At 50.3% G+C, this 1,355-nt stretch carries 13 tRNA genes; all 13 read right to left on the minus strand.

The features are described 5' to 3' along the window. The 13 genes from AS29_RS09015 to AS29_RS09075 all read right to left on the minus strand — a co-directional run bounded on the left by AS29_RS09015 (window position 1) and on the right by AS29_RS09075 (window position 1,349). Window positions 1-76: transfer RNA gene (locus AS29_RS09015), tRNA-Ala, on the minus strand. A 14-nt stretch (window positions 77-90) separates the two neighbouring features. After that, window positions 91-167, minus strand: a tRNA-Pro gene (locus tag AS29_RS09020). A gap of 26 nt (window positions 168-193) precedes the next feature. Continuing rightward, window positions 194-270: transfer RNA gene (locus AS29_RS09025), tRNA-Arg, on the minus strand. A gap of 17 nt (window positions 271-287) precedes the next feature. Further along, window positions 288-373, minus strand: a tRNA-Leu gene (locus tag AS29_RS09030). Between the two features lie 10 nt (window positions 374-383). Then, window positions 384-458 (minus strand) — tRNA-Gly (locus AS29_RS09035). A 62-nt stretch (window positions 459-520) separates the two neighbouring features. Further along, window positions 521-595 (minus strand) — tRNA-Gln (locus AS29_RS09040). A gap of 62 nt (window positions 596-657) precedes the next feature. Then, a tRNA-His gene (locus AS29_RS09045) sits at window positions 658-733 on the minus strand. 18 nt (window positions 734-751) lie between these two features. After that, a tRNA-Trp gene (locus AS29_RS09050) sits at window positions 752-825 on the minus strand. A 5-nt stretch (window positions 826-830) separates the two neighbouring features. Further along, window positions 831-914: transfer RNA gene (locus AS29_RS09055), tRNA-Tyr, on the minus strand. A 16-nt stretch (window positions 915-930) separates the two neighbouring features. Continuing rightward, a tRNA-Thr gene (locus AS29_RS09060) sits at window positions 931-1,003 on the minus strand. A 19-nt stretch (window positions 1,004-1,022) separates the two neighbouring features. Continuing rightward, window positions 1,023-1,098 (minus strand) — tRNA-Phe (locus tag AS29_RS09065). Window positions 1,099-1,192: 94 nt separating this feature from the next. Then, window positions 1,193-1,269, minus strand: a tRNA-Asp gene (locus tag AS29_RS09070). Window positions 1,270-1,272: 3 nt separating this feature from the next. Beyond that, window positions 1,273-1,349 (minus strand) — tRNA-Met (locus AS29_RS09075). Between the last annotated feature and the right edge of the window lie 6 nt (window positions 1,350-1,355).

Genomic DNA, 1,355 nt, shown 5'->3' on the forward strand with positions numbered 1-1,355 from the left:
TGGTGGAGCCTAGCGGGATCGAACCGCTGACCTCCTGCGTGCAAGGCAGGCGCTCTCCCAGCTGAGCTAAGGCCCCATCGTTTAAGGAAATGGTCGGGAAGACAGGATTCGAACCTGCGACCCCTTGGTCCCAAACCAAGTGCTCTACCAAGCTGAGCTACTTCCCGAACCTTAATTGAGTATAATGAAATTATGGCGCGCCCGAGAGGACTCGAACCTCTAACCTTTTGATTCGTAGTCAAATGCTCTATCCAATTGAGCTACGGGCGCAATATATGATTCTCAAGTGCCGAGGACCGGGATCGAACCGGTACGGTAGTCACCTACCGCAGGATTTTAAGTCCTGTGCGTCTGCCAATTCCGCCACCCCGGCGTCATGGGATTGGAGCGGAAGACGGGATTCGAACCCGCGACCCCCACCTTGGCAAGGTGGTGTTCTACCACTGAACTACTTCCGCATCATTTTGTTCTGTAAGTCATTCTATGCAACAGGAAACAAATATTTCCTATAAAATAAAAATGGCTGGGCTAGCTGGATTCGAACCAACGCATGACGGAGTCAAAGTCCGTTGCCTTACCGCTTGGCTATAGCCCATCTATGTATGTACTTATTATGTATGTTCATTATACAGCAGCCAATATGTAAAAACAAAAATATGGGGCGACTGATGGGAATCGAACCCACGAATGTCGGAACCACAATCCGATGCGTTAACCACTTCGCCACAACCGCCACATTATTAAATTATATTGGCAGGGGCAGTAGGAATCGAACCCACACCGGAGGTTTTGGAGACCTCTGTTCTACCGTTAAACTATGCCCCTATAAATGGTGGAGGGGGGCAGATTCGAACTGCCGAACCCTAAGGAGCGGATTTACAGTCCGCCGCGTTTAGCCACTTCGCTACCCCTCCACATCAGTGAAGACAGTGCCGGCAAGAGGACTTGAACCCCCAACCTACTGATTACAAGTCAGTTGCTCTACCAATTGAGCTACACCGGCATATTAACTAAGTTGAATATGGTGGCTTGGGACGGAATCGAACCGCCGACACATGGATTTTCAGTCCATTGCTCTACCGACTGAGCTACCAAGCCATTTAGTTTCGGCTTCCACTAAGCTTCGAGTCCTCGACCTTCTCGCTTATTGAAACTCTCTTACATTTTACTTAGTTTTGATCGAAAAATCAAATGGCGGTCCGGACGGGACTCGAACCCGCGACCTCCTGCGTGACAGGCAGGCATTCTAACCAACTGAACTACCGGACCATTTGGTTGCGGGGACAGGATTTGAACCTGCGACCTTCGGGTTATGAGCCCGACGAGCTACCAGACTGCTCCACCCCGCGATAATA

The sequence above is a fragment of the Bacillus sp. SJS genome (assembly GCF_000732485.2).
GTDB lineage: Bacteria > Bacillota > Bacilli > Bacillales > Bacillaceae > Metabacillus_B > Metabacillus_B sediminis.